The organism is Bradyrhizobium sp. MV1.5, from assembly GCF_055807615.1.
Window position 1 is genome coordinate 109822 of record NZ_JBVVPL010000021.1, and the last position, 15618, is coordinate 125439.

Consider the following 15618-nt stretch of genomic DNA (forward strand, 5'->3'; position numbering starts at 1 on the left):
GACTGTTCATGCCAACCACGCGACGACAATTCCTAAATCTCGCCGGAAGCGTGACGTTCGCCGGGACGATCCCGATCGTCACGCTGCGGCCGCTCGGGGCGACACCGGCGATGCTCACCGCCGCGATCCGCAACGTCGTCGGCGAAGCACCTGTCCGCACCGGCAAGGTGAAGCTCGACATTCCGCCGCTGGTCGAGAACGGCAACACGGTGCCGCTGACCGTGAGCGTCGCGAGCCCGATGACGGCGAACGACTACGTCAAGAGCATCCACGTCTTCAACGAGAAGAACCCGCAGCCGAACATCGGCAACTTCCATCTCGGCCCGTCCTCCGGCCGCGCCCAGGTCTCGACCCGGATTCGCCTCGCGGACACCCAGAAGGTGGTGGCGATCGCGCGTCTTTCCGACGACACGTTCTGGCAGGTCACGACCGAAATCGTCGTGACGCTGGCCGCCTGCACCGAGGAGATGAATTAATGGCCGCGCTCATCAACGTTCCGGCGAAGGCCAGGCGCGGCGAAATCATCGAGATCCGCACGTTGACCTCGCACATCATGGAGACCGGCTTCCGTCACACGGCAGACGGCGCGCTGGTGCCGCGCGACATCATCACGAGTTTCACGTGCCGCTATAACGGCACCGAGATTTTTCGCGCCGATCTCTTTCCTGCGATCGCGGCCAATCCCTATCTGTCGTTCTTCACGGTCGCCAAGGAGAGCGGCAAGTTAGAATTCGAATGGATCGGCGACAACGGCTATTCGTCCACCGCATCGGCATCGATCACGGTCGAATGAGTTTTTGGCGCGCGATAGCGGCCGCGGCGCTCCTCGCCACGGCCCCTGCCCTGCTCGCCGGCGAGATTCCGCCGGACGCCCGCCGCTCCGGCTATTCGTTCATGGGGCCCGACACTCGCGCGATGCAGGATGACGACACCTCGAATCCCGGCATGCTGTTCGTGCTCGACGGCGAGGCGTTGTGGACGAAGAGGACCGGCAGTGCCGACAAGGCCTGCGCTGACTGCCATGGCGATGCACGCCGCAGCATGAAAGGCGTCGCCGCGCGCTATCCGGCGTTCGACAAGGCGCTGGCGCGCCCCGTCACGCTCGACCAGCGCATCAATCTCTGCCGCAGCAATCATCAGCAGGCAACGGCGCTCCCCTACGAGAGCCGCGACCTGCTGGCCCTGTCCGCCTTCGTCGCGCACCAATCGCGCGGCACCGCGATCACGGCTGGCGGCGATCCACAACTAAAACCTTTCGTTGAGCAAGGGCGCAACCTCTTCATGCAGCGCGAAGGCCAGCTCAACCTCGCCTGCGCCAATTGCCACGACGACAACTTTGACAAGCGCCTCGCCGGCGCGCCGATCACGCAAGGACAGCCGACCGGCTACCCGCTCTATCGCCTGGAATGGCAAACGCTGGGGTCGCTGGAGCGCCGGCTTCGCAGTTGCATGACCGGCGTCCGCGCCCAGGCCTATGATTACGGCGCACCCGACCTGGTCGCGCTCGAGCTCTACCTGATGTCGCGGGCGCGCGGCCTGCCGATGGAGACGCCGGCCGTGCGGCCGTGATCCGTCAGATTAGGGCTAGGCACGCGCGGCACGGCCGCTAGTATCCCTCCCAAACAAAACGAGTCATCCGGGAGGGATACAGTGGCTTACCATCAGATTTCGCGTCGTACGCTCTTGACGGGCACTGCCGCAGCTGGCGCGCTCAGCCTGACGGGATTGCCAGCCCGCGCGGAGGTGAACTGGAAGAAATACGCCGGGACCAAGCTAGAGGTGATCCTCGCCAAGGGCCCGCGCGGCGACAACCTGCAAAAATACGTCAAGGAGTTTACCGAGCTCACCGGCATCCAGGTGGAGGCGGAGCAGATTCCCGAGCAGCAGCAGCGCCAGAAGGTCGTGATCGAGCTCACCTCGGGCCGGCCGAGCTTCGACGTCGTCCATCTCAGCTATCACGTGCAGAAACGGCAATTCGAGAAAGGCGGCTGGCTCGCCGACCTCACGCCTTACATGAAGGACCCGACGCTGACCGCGCCCGATCTCGTGGAGAGCGATTTCTCGGCCGCCGGCCTGCAATACGCCAAGAACGACAAGGGCCAGATGCTGTCGCTGCCTTGGTCGGTCGACTATTTCATCCTCTATTACAACAAGGAGCTGTTCCAGAAGAAGGGCGTCGCCGTCCCCAAGACCCTCGACGAGATGGTCGCGGCCGCCGAGAAGCTCACCGATGCCAAGGAAGGCACCTACGGCTTCGTCGGACGCGGCCTGCGCAACGCCAACATGACGTTGTGGACCAACTTCTTTCTCGACTATGGCGGCGAATTCCTCGATGCGAAGGGCAACATCCTGACCGACGGTCCGGAAGCCATTGCTGCAACCAAGCTCTATCAGACATTGTTGACGAAAGTCGCTCCGCCCGGCGTCGCCGGCTTCAACTGGATGGAGTCGATGGCCTCGTTCACGCAAGGACGTTCGGCCATGTGGATCGACGGCGTCGGCTGGGCGCCGCCGCTGGAAGACCCGGCGGCCTCGCGCGTGGTCGGCAAGGTCGGCTACACCGTCGTGCCGGCCGGTCCGAAGGGACAATATTCAGCGACCTATGGCGACGGCATCGGCATCGCCGCGGCGAGCAAGAACAAGGAAGCCGCCTATCTGCTCTGCCAATGGGTGGTGTCGAAAACGCAAGGCGCCCGGCTGTTGCAAGCCGGCGGCGGCGTGCCGTTCCGCAACTCGATCCTTGGCGATGCCGAGGTCCAGAACGGCGTGAAGATGCCCAAGGAGTGGCTGCAGTCGGTGATCGATTCCGCCAAGATCAGCAAGCTGGGCCTGCCCGTCGTGATTCCGGTCGCCGAATTCCGCGATCTCGTTGGCGCGGCGATCACCGCAACCCTTGCCGGCGCCGATCCCGCGACAGAGTTGAGAAAGGCCCACGAGCAGTACCGGCCAATCCTGGAGCGCAGCGAAAAGGCGTGAGTGCGATCATACAGGCTAATCCGGCAGCGGCACCGTCAGATGCCGCGCCGGAGAAGGAGTTGCGGCCGCCGTCCTACTGGCCGTTCGTGGTGCCGGCGCTCATCGTCGTGCTCGCCATCATCATCTTCCCGTGGGTCTTCACGATCTGGATGAGCCTGAACGAGTGGAAGGTCGGCTCGTCAACCATCTTCGTTGGACTGTCCAATTATCTGCGGCTGACGAGCGATCCCCGCTTCATTGAGGCCATCGGACATACACTGGTCTACACCGTACTCTCCGTGCTGCTGCCGCTTGTGCTCGGCACGTTTGCGGCCGTGGTGTTTCACCAGAAATTCCCAGGCCGCGGCTTTCTGCGCGGCGTTTTCATCATGCCGATGATGGCGACGCCGGTGGCGATCGCGCTGGTCTGGACCATGATGTTCCACCCGCAGCTCGGCGTGCTGAACTATCTGCTGTCGCTGGTCGGAATCCCAGCGCAGCTCTGGGTGTTTCATCCCGCGACCGTCATTCCCTCGCTGGTGCTGGTTGAGACCTGGCAATGGACGCCGCTGGTCATGCTGATCGTGCTCGGCGGCCTGGCCGCGATTCCGAGCGAGCCTTATGAAAGTGCACAGATCGATGGCGCCAGCCTCTGGCAGGTATTCCGATTCATCACCCTGCCGCTGATCATGCCGTTCCTGTTCATCGCCGGCATGATCCGCATGATCGACGCCGTGAAGAGCTTCGACATCATTTTCGCAATCACCCAGGGCGGACCGGGATCGGCGTCGGAGACGATCAACATCTATCTCTACAGCGTCGCCTTCTCCTATTACGACCTCGGCTACGGCTCGGCGATCGCTGTGGTGTTTTTCCTGCTGATCGTTCTGCTCGCGGCGATGATGCTCTACGCGCGCCAGCGCATGCTGTGGACCGAGATCGCGAGCGGCACATGACTCCAAGGCAAATCATCGGCAAGATCGGCCTGTGGTTCTCGGTGTTCGTCATCGTGTCCCCGGCAATCCTGTTCTTCCTCTGGATGCTGTCGCTGTCGCTCAAATTCGAGATCGACAATGCCGCCTATCCGCCGGTGTTCATTCCCGAGCATATCGCCTGGAAGAACTATGCCGACGTGCTCGCCTCCAACCGCTTCCTGACCTATTTCATCAACAGCCTGATCGTGACCGGCAGCGCGACGTTGCTTGCGCTGCTCGTCGGCGTTCCCGCCGGCTACGGCATCGCGCGGATGGCCGCGCACAAATCCGCGATCGTGATCCTGATCGCCCGTATCACGCCGGGATTGTCCTATCTGATCCCGCTGTTTCTCATGTTCCAGTGGCTGGGACTGCTCGGCACGCTGGTGCCGCAGATCATCATCCACCTCGTGGTCACCGTGCCGATCGTGATCTGGATCATGATCGGCTATTTCGAGACGACGCCGATGGAGCTGGAAGAAGCCGCGTTCATCGACGGCGCCACGCGCTGGCAGGTCTTCCGCCATGTCGCGCTGCCGATCGCCAAGCCCGGCATCGCCGTCGCCTTCATCCTGGCCGTGATCTTCTCCTGGAACAACTTTGTCTTCGGCATCGTGCTGGCCGGACGCGAGACACGCACTTTGCCGGTCGCGGTCTACAACATGATCTCATTCGACCAGTTGAGCTGGGGGCCGCTCGCGGCCGCCGCGCTGATCGTCACCCTCCCGGTGCTGCTGCTCACGGTGTTCGCCCAGCGACAGATCGTCGCCGGGCTCACCGCTGGTGCCGTCAAGGGCGGGTAGCTACTCCGCCGGTGCCGCGTGCATGTCCGCATGCGGCATGTAGGGCTCGCTCGCGCCGAGCTTGCTGGCCGCGAACAGACCGGCGGCCATCGCGGCATAGGCGAACGCGACCGCTGGCGTGACGCCAAAGCCGCCACCGATGCCGACGGCTTCGCCGTGCATGAAGCCAAAGTAGGTCAGGACCGCACCAACCAGCGCAAACGCCGAGGCCTTCTCGAAGTCACGCTCGATGATGAAGACGCCGATCGCACCCAGGATCAGGCCGCCGAGGATGGAGCCGCCGCCCATCACTTCTAACCCGTGATAGAACACGCCCTGCTGCGGCAGTGCTGCGATCGCGGCAGCCTTGACCGCGTCGGCCTTGTCGGCGGCCATTCCGCCGACGGTCGCAGCCGCGTTCATGGTCGAGCCCAACATGGTGTCGATCTGGAGCTTGGCCCACGCGGCCAGATGCGGCGTCAGCGCCAGCACGACCGCGGGTGCATGCTTGACCGGCGTGGTCTGGAATGCCTGTGCGCCGATGAGCATGCCGATATAGAGCAGGATCGGCGAGATCGCGACGACCGGCACCAGCGCCAGCAGCACCGGGATGATGCCGAACCACGCCAGCACGACCACCATGATGCCGGTCGCGGCCGAGTAGCCGATCCGGCCGCCCATCGCCTTCCAGCCGGGATGGCCGATATAGACGGCGTTAATGAAGGGGTTTCCCATCAGGCAGCCGATCAGGCTGACGACGCCGTCGGCCGTGAGCACGCGCGTGGTCGGATATTCGTCGCCAGCGGCTTCCGCGCTCTCGACATTGTCCATGGCCTCGACAAGGTCGTAGATGCCGAAGGGAATGGCGGTGACCAGGATGACGCCAAGGAATTCGAATCCGGAGAAGACGTAGCCAACGGCGGGGATCGGCACCGAGAAGCCGAAACTCGCAAAGGCGTCACCGACGCCCTTGATGCTCAATCCACCCAGATTGAGCCCGAACAGGTTCGAGCCCCAGGCGATGACCATCCCGACTGCGATCGCGATCAGGCCCGCTGGAATGCTCTTTGGATATTTCACGCCGCCGAACCAGCTCACCAGGATGATGGCGAAGCAGACCAGGCCGATCTGCGGCGTCATGTACATTTCGAGCGCCGGTCGCATCGAGATGAAGGTGACGGAGACGCCGGCGAGCGTACCCAGCAGCGCCGCGCGCGGTGTGATTTTTCGAATGAAAGGCGCAATGAAACCGCCGATCATCAGGATGAAGCTCTGGAAGAACACCCAGACCAGGCCAGCCGACCAGCCCTTGAGCGGATCTCCGGTCTTGATCGTGATCGGCAGCATGATCACGAAGGTGACGATGAACATGTGCGGCACGCTGACGCCCGAGGGCAGCGCACAGACGTCGTTGCGGCCGGTCTTCTGCGCCAGACGATAAGCGAGGTATGCGTAGTAGAAAGTGGAAAGGCACATCATCAACCCGAGTGCGGGAAGGATGCGGCCGAACACGAGACTGTCAGGCATCTTCAGGACGAAGCGCAACAGGCCCGTGAGCACCAGCATGTTGACGAGGATGTTGGTGCCGAAGCCGAAAAACGCGTTCCAGTCGCCCGGTGTCCATAGTGCCGGCTTGAACTCGGAGGTGCCGGCCGTCCCCGTCGTGCTTGTGCTCATGGTGATGCCCCTAAGCTGGAATGTTTGAAGTCTTCATCGCCTCCAGAACCGCGGCTGAGCTTGCGACCCAGCCGAAGATGCCGCCCTGGGCCTTGATCATTTTCAGGCCCATCTCATGAAACTCGGGAAAGTAGGACGCGCAGCCGTCCGAGATGACGACGCAGCGATAGCCGCGGTCGTTGGCCTCGCGCACGGTGGTGTTGACGCACACTTCGGTAGTGACGCCGCACACCAGCAGATTCTCGATGCCGTATTTCTCCAGCACGTCGGTGAGCTCGGTGGCGTAGAACGCGCCCTTCCCCGGTTTGTCGACCACGATCTCGCTGTCGAGCGGATAGAGCTCCGGAATGATGTCGTGGCCAGCCTCGCCGCGAATGAGAATGCGTCCCATCGGACCGGGGTCGCCGATGCGCAAGGATGGCGCGCCGCGCTCGATTTTCGCCGGCGGCGCGTCGGAGAGATCGGGCAGATGGCCCTCCCGCGTGTGGATCACCAGCATGCCGGTATCCCGCGCGGCCTTCAGCACCGCACCGATCGGTTTCACCGCGCGCGCGAGCTGGCTGACGTCGTTGCCGAGCGTCTCGCCGAAGCCGCCGGCCTCCATGAAGTCGCGCTGCATGTCGATGATGAGGAGCGCGGTGGCAGGCCAGTCGAGCTCGATCGGCCCGGGTTCGGCGCTGATGACGCCCAATGTCGGCTTGCTTGAGTTCAACATGACGCCCGCCCCTCGCGAGAACTCTCTGTGCCAGGAGTTCTGCAAGCGCCGTGCCATTGTGTACAATGACGATCGGGCGGACAGCGCGGCAAAATTTGCTGCACTGTCAGAACGTTATCAGGACGGCTCGCGTCTGCTTATTCGCTGTGCGGCGACTTTGCGACGTGCATTTGCTCAAAGGATGAGCGACAACGAAGCTCGTTTTTAGCGGGCAGTATCTCCGTACAGCCGTCGATATTCTTCCTCATACGGCGCGTAGGAATCCTTCAGCGTCGCCATGTTCAGCAGCATGGTCGCCACCACAATGTTCGCCTTGTCGAACACGCGCGTCTTCACCCAGGCGCTCTCAGTGCGTCGACTGCCGGAGAGCGCGACCACCTCGCGCTCGACTTCGTACTCCTCGTCCACAAAAAGCGGGCCCTTCACGAGCCTGATCTCCTGGTCGGCGAACAGGCCGACGGCCGGGCCTTTGGCCGGGAGAGGATCGTCCTTGGAGCGGTACTGGAACAGCACGCTCAGCATCTCCATCGGAATGATGGGCTTGCGCCATGGATTGTCCCCGCTCGAATAGTAAGGCAAGGTCTCGGTGATCACCGCGAGCTTCTGCCGCAGCGAAAACGGATAGAGCTCGCCCATGATCTGATCGAACGCCATCCGCACCGCCTGCCGCCGGCTCGTCTGCGCCACCTTCAGGTCGCGCAGGATCACGGGATCAGTGAGCGGCTTGAGTTCGCCAAGACGCGCCTCCAGGGCGGTTGCGGCGTGCGGTTCTCCGACCGAGGCCGTGCCGCGCAGCACCTCCGTGCCGTCGCGCTTCACCATCTGGATCTGGCACTGGCTGGTGCCGGGCAACGGCTTCGACAGGATCGCCTGCACCTCCTCGCCTTCGTAACAGACGCTGCGGTAATGCGCGGAGAGACAGCCGCTCTCGAACCAGGCCTGTCCCCACAAACGCGCACACAGCGGTGCGAACTGGCTGAAATGGGTCGGCCCCTCGATGGTGCCGCCCTTGAAGCCAAGCTTCTGCGCGGTGGCGTCGTCGTGGATCGAGGCGTGCGCGTCGTAGGTTTGGGCTTGCAGCATTTGACGCGGCTGACGCCACGGCCCGATCAGAGCGCCTTCGGTCTCCGTGATCTCGGTATCGAACGCTTGTGCCGTCATGATGTCCTCCGCAAGCAAGCCATGACTAGCAGGAGCGCCACGGATGCGGCCAGCGATATTGACTTCGCCTGTGCATGCCCTTGACTGTCACAATTCGCGTCGCGCAGCCGCTCCTTCCTCCCGCAGCGCAAACCCCAGGTCAAACAAGAAACGAGGACTTCCGAGATGACGCTGATGCAGGTCGAGCTGGACGACAAATACCGGCTCGAATCGAAGCGGATCTTCCTGTCCGGCACGCAGGCGCTGGTCCGGCTGCCCATGTTGCAGCGCGAACGCGACCGGCTTCAGGGCCTCAACACCGGCGGCTTCATCTCGGGCTATCGCGGTTCCCCGCTCGGCATGTACGACCACGCACTGTGGCGGGCGAAGTCGCACCTCCAGCAGCACGACATTGCCTTCGTCCCCGGGCTCAACGAGGACCTCGCGGCGACTGCGGTCTGGGGCAGCCAGCAGGTCGGCCTGTTTCCCGGTGCCAAGGTCGATGGCGTGTTCGGCATCTGGTACGGCAAGGGGCCCGGCGTCGATCGCTCGGTCGATGCGCTCAAGCATGCGAATGCCGCCGGCACCTCGCTCAATGGCGGCGTGCTCGCGCTTGCCGGCGACGACCACGGCTGCCAGTCCTCGACACTGGCGCACCAGAGCGAACAGGTATTCGCGGCGGCGCTGATCCCCGTCATCAACCCGGCGACGCTCCAGGATTATCTCGATCTCGGCCTCTACGGTTTTGCGCTGTCGCGGTTCTCCGGCTGCTGGGTCGGCTTCAAGGCGATCAGCGAAACCGTGGAGAGTTCGGCCTCGATCTATAGCGACCCCGAACGCATCCAGATCAAGCTCCCCGACGATTTCGAGATGCCGCCCGGCGGCCTCAACATCCGCTGGCCCGACCCGCCGCTCGACGCCGAGAAGCGCCTGTTCGGCCCGAAGATGGCGGCGGTACAGGCCTTTGCGCGCGCCAACCAGCTCGACCGCATCGTGCTCGACTCCAGACCGGCACGGCTCGGCATCGTCGCGACCGGCAAGGCTTATCTGGATCTGCGGCAGGCGCTGGCCGATCTCGGCATTTCCGACAAGGACGCGCAGGACCTTGGCCTGCGCATCTACAAGGTCGCGATGACCTGGCCGCTGGAGGAAAGCGGGGCCAAGCGCTTCGCCGAAGGACTTCAGGACGTGCTGGTGGTCGAGGAGAAGCGCGGCTTCATCGAAGACCAGCTGATGCGCATCCTCTACAATATCGATGCATCGAGGCGCCCGACCGTGACGGGAAAACGCGACGAGCGCGGCGCGCCGCTATTGCCGAGCGAGGGCGAGCTGACGCCGACCATCGTTGCATCCGCCCTGGTTGCGCGGCTGCGCAAGCTCGGGCATCACAGCCCGGTGCTTGAGCAGCGCCTCGCCCGGCTCGAGGCCTTCGACAATCCCGCCACCACCAGCACGCCGATCAAGCTCGCGCGCACGCCGTTCTTCTGCTCGGGCTGCCCGCACAACACCTCGACGCGCGTGCCGGAGGGCAGCCGCGCCATGGCCGGCATCGGCTGTCACGGCATGGCCCTGAGCATGCCGACGCGCCGCACCGATCTGATCTCGCATATGGGCGCCGAGGGCGTGAACTGGATCGGGCAAGCGCCCTTCACCACCGAGCAGCACATTTTCCAGAACCTCGGCGACGGCACCTACACCCATTCCGGACTGCTCGCCCTTCGCGCGGCATCGGCCGCCGGCATCAGCATCACCTACAAGATCCTCTACAATGACGCCGTCGCGATGACCGGCGGCCAGCCGGCCGAGGGCGGCTTCAACGTCGCCCAGATCGCGCATCAGGTCTGGGCCGAGGGCGTCAAGCGCCTCGCGATCGTGTCGGACGATCCGGGCAAGTATCCAGACGGCAATTACTTCCCGCAAGGCGCAACCATCCATCACCGCCGCGAGCTCGACGCCGTGCAGCGCGAGCTGCGCGACATCAAGGGCCTTACGGTCATCGTCTACGACCAGACCTGCGCCGCGGAAAAGCGCCGCCGCCGCAAGCGCGGGCTCTATCCGGATCCCGCCAAGCGCGCTTTCATCAACGAGCTGGTCTGCGAAGGCTGCGGCGATTGCTCGCAAGCCTCGAACTGCGTCTCGGTGCAGCCGCTGGAGACCGAGTTCGGCCGCAAGCGCCAGATCGACCAGTCGAACTGCAACAAGGACTTCTCCTGCGTCGAGGGTTTTTGCCCGAGCTTCGTCACCGTGCATGGCGGCATGCTCAAGCGGATCAAGACCTCGGCAGTGGACTCAGGCCAATTGTTTGCCGACCTGCCGCTGCCACCCGCGCGTGAGCTGGACGCCACCTACAACATTCTCGTCACGGGCATCGGCGGTACCGGTGTCATCACCATTGGCGCGCTGCTCGGCATGGCCGCCCATGTCGACGGCCGCGGCTGCTCGGCGCTGGATTTCACCGGCCTGTCGCAGAAGAACGGCGCGGTGATGAGCCATGTGCGCATCGCCGCGAAGCCGGAAGACATCTCCGCGGTCCGGATCACCACGGGCGGCGCCGATGTCATCCTCGGCTGCGACATGATCGTCTCGGCAGGTCCCTCCGCGCTCAGCCGCGCCGAGCGCGGAACAACGAAAGCGTATATCAACGCCGACCTGCAGCCGACCGCGAGCTTCGTGCAAAACCCCGACCTCGATTTCGAGATGGGCGCGATGCAGACCGTGCTGCGCGACGCCGTCGGCGACAAGAACCTCGACGTCATCGATGCCACCGGCATTGCCTCGGCGCTGATGGGCGATTCAATTGCGACAAATCCCTTCATGCTCGGCTTCGCCTTCCAGAAGGGCGCGATCCCGCTGTCGCTGGAAGCGCTGCTCCGCGCCATCGAGATCAACGGCGCCGCGATCGAGATGAACAAGCTCGCCTTCACCTGGGGACGCCTCGCCGCCCACGACATGTCGCGAGTGCGTAGCGTGCTGCAGTTCAGGAGCCGGGCCTCCGCGCCGACGAAGTCGCTCGACGACATCATCGCGACCCGCGCGGAGTTTTTGACCGGCTATCAGGACAAGGCCTACGCCGACCGCTACCTCGCCGCCATCGCCAAGGTGCGCAAGGCGGAAACGGCCGCCTCGCCCGCGTCCACGGAGTTGGCCGAGGCTATCGCGAAGAACCTGTTCAAGCTGATGTCCTACAAGGACGAGTACGAGGTCGCACGGCTCTATACCGACGGCAGCTTTGCCAAGAAGGTCTCGGAGAAATTCGACGGCGACTTCAAGCTGAAGTTCTATCTGGCCCCGCCGATCTTCGCGCAGCGCGACAAGACCACCGGACATCTCCAGAAGAAGGAATTCGGCGGCTGGATGATGCACACCTTCCGCGTGCTCGCCAGGCTGAAGTTCCTGCGTGGCGGCGCGTTCGATCCGTTCGGCCGCACCGAGGAGCGCCGGACCGAGCGGAAGCTGGTCGCGGATTACCTCGGCATGATCGATCAGCGGATCGCCGGGCTGAAAGCGGAGCAGATCCCGCTGCTGACGAGGCTCGCGCGGCTGCCGGAGACGATCCGCGGCTTCGGACATGTCAAGGAAGCCAGCATCAAGCTGGCGGCCGCGGAGAAGGCGCGGCTGGAAGCGGAACTGGAGAACAGCCGCTTTGCGGCGGCGGCGGAGTAGCGGAAGACTGGCGCTACATTCTCGGTGTCATCGCCCGCGAAGGCGGGCGATCTAGTACTCCGAGGCGGTTGTGATTAGTCCGATGGGCTGCGGCGTACTGAATCCCCCGCCTTCGCGGGGCATGACAGCGGTGGGGATGGTTAGACTGAGGCTGCGGCCGTGCCCATCGCGGCCACACTCCCCTCCGCCAGATGCCTTGCCGCGATGTACCCGAACGTAAGCGCCGGTCCCAGCGCGATCCCTGGCCCCGGACAATTGCCGTTCATGATCGAGCCCATATCGTTGCCGCAGGCGTAAAGCCCCGCGACCGGCGTGCCGTCCTCACGCAACACGCGCGCCTGGGCATCCACCTTCAAGCCGATCGCCGTGCCGAGATCGGCGGGATAGATCCGCATCGCAAAGAACGGCGCGCAGAGGATGGGTGCGACGCAGGGGTTCGGCTTGTGGCTGATATCACCAAGGTGTCGCTGATAGATGCTACTGCCGCGACCGAATTCCGGGTCACGCCCGTCCTCCGCATCGGAATTGTAGTTGGCGATGGTCGCCACGAGTGTCGACGGCTTGATGCCGATCTTCGCTGCGAGCTGCGCGATATCAGCAGCCTCGACCAACTCGCCGCTCGCCGCATAGCGCCTGCTATTGCGCGTGAACGGCTGGATGCGGCCGAGGCCATAGCGCCAGAGGAACTGACGATCGCAGATCAGATAGAACGGCCGGTCCGATTCGCCGTCGCCATCGCGCAGCATGGCGAGCATGAATTCGTGGTGCGACAGCGCCTCGTTGACGAAGCGCCGGCCGGCCGCATTGACCGCGATCACGCCGGGCTTGGCGCGGTCGGTCACCATGTGCGGGAAAACACCACGGCTTCCATCCGGGCGCCGGAACAGCGAGGCCGGCACCCAATAGGCCGGGCTTGTCGCATCCGTATTGAGCGCTGCCCCGGTTGCGGTCGCGAGGCGGATCCCGTCGCCCGTAGCGGACGTGTGGGCCGCCGAGATGAATCCGGCTGTGGGCGGGAAGAAGCGTTTGCGCAAGGTTGCGTCGTGCGAAAAGCCGCCGGTTGCGAGCACCACACCGCGCCGCGCGGCGATCAGGCGATCGCGCGCGCCATGACGGATGACCACGCCGCCGACGCGCTCGCCCTGCATCGACAAATCCTCGACGTCGGCGCTGAAGAGGACCTCGATCTGCCGGGCCAGCAGCGAGGCATACAGCCGTGCGGCGAGCGCATTGCCGAGATGGAGCGTCGTGCCGCGCGGGCTCCGCAGCCGCTGCCACGCATACTCCAAGACGAGCTGCGTAGCGCGAACAGTGGAGCGCAGCGATTTTCCGACCCGGCGCAGATGCGGGATGTCGAGGCGGTTGACCATCATCCCGCCGAACAGCGTGAACTCCGGCAGCGGCGCGCGCAGCCGCGCGAAATGCGCGCCAAGCCGCGTGCCGTCGAAGACGACCGGCTCAAGCACGCGCCCGCCCGGCGTCGCGCCTAATCGCTCCGGATAATAGTCCGGACAGGCTTCCACCGGCTGGAGGCGCACTTGCGTGTTGACTTCCAGATAGGCGACCGCCTCTGGTCCGCGCGCGAGGAAAGCGGCGCGCAGGCCCGCATTGGCAGGCTCGGGCACCGTGTTCGACAAATATCGCACGGCATCGGTGACGCTATCGGAGAGCCCCGCCTCTTTCATTTTGGCATTGGCGGGAATCCAGACCATGCCGTCGGACCATGCGGTGGTGCCGCCGACGAAGGCGGTCTTCTCGATCACCAACACGCGCAGGCCTTCGGCGGCGGCAACGGCCGCCGCCGTCATGCCACCGGCGCCGGCGCCGACGACGATGACGTCGTAGGTCTCATGCGCCGGCATCATGCGGCGGGGTTCCCGAAGCGAGGCATGACACCGTCATACCCCGCCTGGGCGCCCTCACGCTAGCGGGCCGGCTTGCGCTCGACCGGGTCGATATCGATCGCCCGCAGGCGGCCGAGCCGCAGCACGTCCATGGCCAAGCGGCGGCCGATCCGGTCGCGGTCGAGCACGCGGATCAGATCGTCGACGCCGTTGATCTCGACGCCGTCGAGGCCGATCACGACATCGCCGGACAACAGGCCCGCCTTCGCCGCCGGCCCGTCCGGCTCGATCTGCGCCAGCAGCGCGCCCATCTTGTTCTCGACACCGGCCAACACCGCGTGCCGCCGCGGGATCGGCGCGGTCTGGCCGGCCACGCCGATATAGGCGCGACGGACATAACCGTGGCGGATGATCTCCGACAGCACGAACTGCGCGGTGTTGCTGGCGACCGCAAAGCAGATCCCTTGCGCGCCATTGATGATCGCGGTGTTGATGCCGATCACCTCGGCATTCGACGACACCAGCGGCCCGCCGGAATTGCCGGGGTTGAGCGCAGCATCGGTCTGGATCACGTCCTCGATGGTGCGGCCACTGACCGAGCGGATCGAGCGCCCGAGCGCCGAGACCACGCCCGCGGTGACAGTCGATTCAAAGCCGAGCGGATTGCCGATCGCGATCACGAGCTGGCCTCGCCGCAAGGTCTTGGAGTTGCCGAGCGCCGCATAGGGCAAGTCCCGCACGCCGTTGGCGCGCAGCAGCGCAAGGTCGGTGTCGGGATCGACGCCGAGCACCCGGGCGTCGCCGACATGGCCCTCGACGTCGCGCAGCCGGATCTCCTTCGACGAGCCGACCACGTGGCTATTGGTGAGCACGAGCCCGTCCGGCGAGATCACGATGCCCGAGCCGAGCCCGCCGCGCTCGCGGCCGTTCGGCACCTTCGGTCCCGTCTCGACGCGGACGACGGCCGGACCGACACGGTCGGTCACGTCGATCACGGCATTCGAATAGGCGTCCAGCAGGGCCCGATCATTGTCCGGGATAGCCGCCGCCGCTCGCGATGACGGTGCGTCATCGACGATGTCTGAAGTAAAATCCAACATGGCAAGAGTCCTTGAGGCTCACACAGATGGTGGCCTGCTCCGTGAGGCGCAAGGGACCCGTCCGGGGCGCAAGGCTGGACTGCCCAGGTGGCTAGGGCGCCCCTCGCAGCGTGCCGCCCCTCGCCTTGACCGGCTCCAGCAGCGACCAGTCACCATCCGGCAGCACATGGCCCTTGGGAAAAGGTGCGCGCGGCTCGAGTCCGAGCGAGCCCAGCACGCGGTCGTCGCGGTAGTAGCATTGCAGTACCACGCGAACGAGCGTGTCCCCAGCCGCGCCGCCATGCTTGCGAAACTCGTGCGCCACCGCATCGCGCCTGGCAGCATCGAGCTTCGCGAGCGGTTGGCCGGCTAGCCGCGCCAGATGGTCGAGCGCCGCCACCACCAATTCGCTGTCCCGTCCCAGCGTCGCCAGCATGTCAGCCTGGATCGCGGGGTCGTCGGCGCCGGGCACCTTGTACTCGTCGCTGGCGGGAACGATCATCGCGGCGATGGTGCGGAGGTCGTCGCGCTGTCGCGGCGTGAGGGGGAGTTGATCAGCCATTATGTCCTCTCGTTAGAACTTTACAGCCGCGGTGACGGTGCGCTCCCTCCCCCGCTTGCGGGGGAGGGTCGGGGAGAGGGTGCCTCCGCAGAGAGACTCCCCCAGAGGAGAGAACCCTCACCCGGCACTTCGTGCCGACCTCTCCCGCAAGCGAGAGCTTTGCGTAAATCGCGAATCTGCGATTCTCTAAGAGACGTTTGAAGAGGATCTGGGGATGGCATATCGGC

Annotated in this window: 13 protein-coding genes; 7 read left to right on the forward strand and 6 right to left on the reverse strand. The window is 64.7% G+C overall.

Annotation, left to right across the window (positions count from 1 at the left end; all coding sequences use genetic code 11):
- The first annotated feature begins 8 nt into the window (after positions 1–8).
- From AC0L2J_RS20620 to AC0L2J_RS20645, 6 genes are all read left to right on the forward strand, one after another.
- Positions 9–476 carry a SoxY-related AACIE arm protein gene (locus AC0L2J_RS20620; protein ID WP_007607635.1) on the forward strand — a complete coding sequence of 156 codons (468 nt, stop codon included), beginning with the start codon at positions 9–11 and terminating at the stop codon, positions 474–476.
- Positions 476–793 (forward strand): thiosulfate oxidation carrier complex protein SoxZ, encoded by a 318-nt coding sequence (soxZ, locus tag AC0L2J_RS20625; RefSeq protein ID WP_063993284.1) that lies wholly within the window; start codon positions 476–478, stop codon positions 791–793. Before AC0L2J_RS20620 ends, soxZ begins: the two co-directional genes overlap by 1 nt.
- Positions 790–1569 carry a sulfur oxidation c-type cytochrome SoxA gene (gene soxA / locus AC0L2J_RS20630; RefSeq protein WP_473393669.1) on the forward strand — a complete coding sequence of 260 codons (780 nt, stop codon included), beginning with the start codon at positions 790–792 and terminating at the stop codon, positions 1567–1569. The genes soxZ and soxA overlap by 4 nt, the downstream gene beginning before the upstream one ends.
- Before the next feature lie 81 nt (positions 1570–1650).
- The gene (locus AC0L2J_RS20635) at positions 1651–2976 is read left to right on the forward strand and encodes an ABC transporter substrate-binding protein (RefSeq protein ID WP_473393673.1); all 1326 of its coding nucleotides are present in this window, start codon (positions 1651–1653) and stop codon (positions 2974–2976) included.
- A 5-nt stretch (positions 2977–2981) separates the two neighbouring features.
- Positions 2982–3911: a carbohydrate ABC transporter permease gene (locus AC0L2J_RS20640; RefSeq protein ID WP_473393701.1), complete on the forward strand. Its 930-nt coding sequence runs from the start codon at positions 2982–2984 to the stop codon at positions 3909–3911.
- The gene (locus tag AC0L2J_RS20645; RefSeq protein ID WP_007607625.1) at positions 3908–4732 is read left to right on the forward strand and encodes a carbohydrate ABC transporter permease; all 825 of its coding nucleotides are present in this window, start codon (positions 3908–3910) and stop codon (positions 4730–4732) included. Before AC0L2J_RS20640 ends, AC0L2J_RS20645 begins: the two co-directional genes overlap by 4 nt.
- Here AC0L2J_RS20645 and AC0L2J_RS20650 read toward each other — a convergent pair whose 3' ends face one another.
- The 3 genes from AC0L2J_RS20650 to AC0L2J_RS20660 all read right to left on the reverse strand — a co-directional run bounded on the left by AC0L2J_RS20650 (position 4733) and on the right by AC0L2J_RS20660 (position 8264).
- Positions 4733–6388 carry a hypothetical protein gene (locus AC0L2J_RS20650; RefSeq protein ID WP_007607623.1) on the reverse strand — a complete coding sequence of 552 codons (1656 nt, stop codon included), beginning with the start codon at positions 6386–6388 and terminating at the stop codon, positions 4733–4735.
- A 10-nt stretch (positions 6389–6398) separates the two neighbouring features.
- Positions 6399–7103 (reverse strand): cysteine hydrolase family protein, encoded by a 705-nt coding sequence (locus AC0L2J_RS20655; RefSeq protein ID WP_473393679.1) that lies wholly within the window; start codon positions 7101–7103, stop codon positions 6399–6401.
- Positions 7104–7307: 204 nt separating this feature from the next.
- Positions 7308–8264 (reverse strand): hypothetical protein, encoded by a 957-nt coding sequence (locus AC0L2J_RS20660; RefSeq protein ID WP_473393682.1) that lies wholly within the window; start codon positions 8262–8264, stop codon positions 7308–7310.
- Between the two features lie 165 nt (positions 8265–8429).
- Between AC0L2J_RS20660 and AC0L2J_RS20665 the strand changes: the two genes are divergently transcribed.
- On the forward strand, positions 8430–11906 hold the full coding sequence (locus tag AC0L2J_RS20665; RefSeq protein WP_473393684.1) for an indolepyruvate ferredoxin oxidoreductase family protein: 3477 nt from the start codon (positions 8430–8432) through the stop codon (positions 11904–11906).
- 140 nt (positions 11907–12046) lie between these two features.
- Here AC0L2J_RS20665 and AC0L2J_RS20670 read toward each other — a convergent pair whose 3' ends face one another.
- The 3 genes from AC0L2J_RS20670 to AC0L2J_RS20680 form a co-directional block, all read right to left on the reverse strand.
- Complete coding sequence (locus AC0L2J_RS20670; RefSeq protein ID WP_473393686.1) at positions 12047–13771, reverse strand: FAD-dependent oxidoreductase; 1725 nt, start codon at positions 13769–13771, stop codon at positions 12047–12049.
- A 59-nt stretch (positions 13772–13830) separates the two neighbouring features.
- Positions 13831–14850, reverse strand: coding sequence for a S1C family serine protease (locus AC0L2J_RS20675; protein ID WP_473247672.1), 1020 nt, complete (start codon positions 14848–14850; stop codon positions 13831–13833).
- Positions 14851–14941: 91 nt separating this feature from the next.
- Complete coding sequence (locus AC0L2J_RS20680) at positions 14942–15391, reverse strand: hypothetical protein (protein WP_473393690.1); 450 nt, start codon at positions 15389–15391, stop codon at positions 14942–14944.
- Positions 15392–15618: the final 227 nt, after the last annotated feature.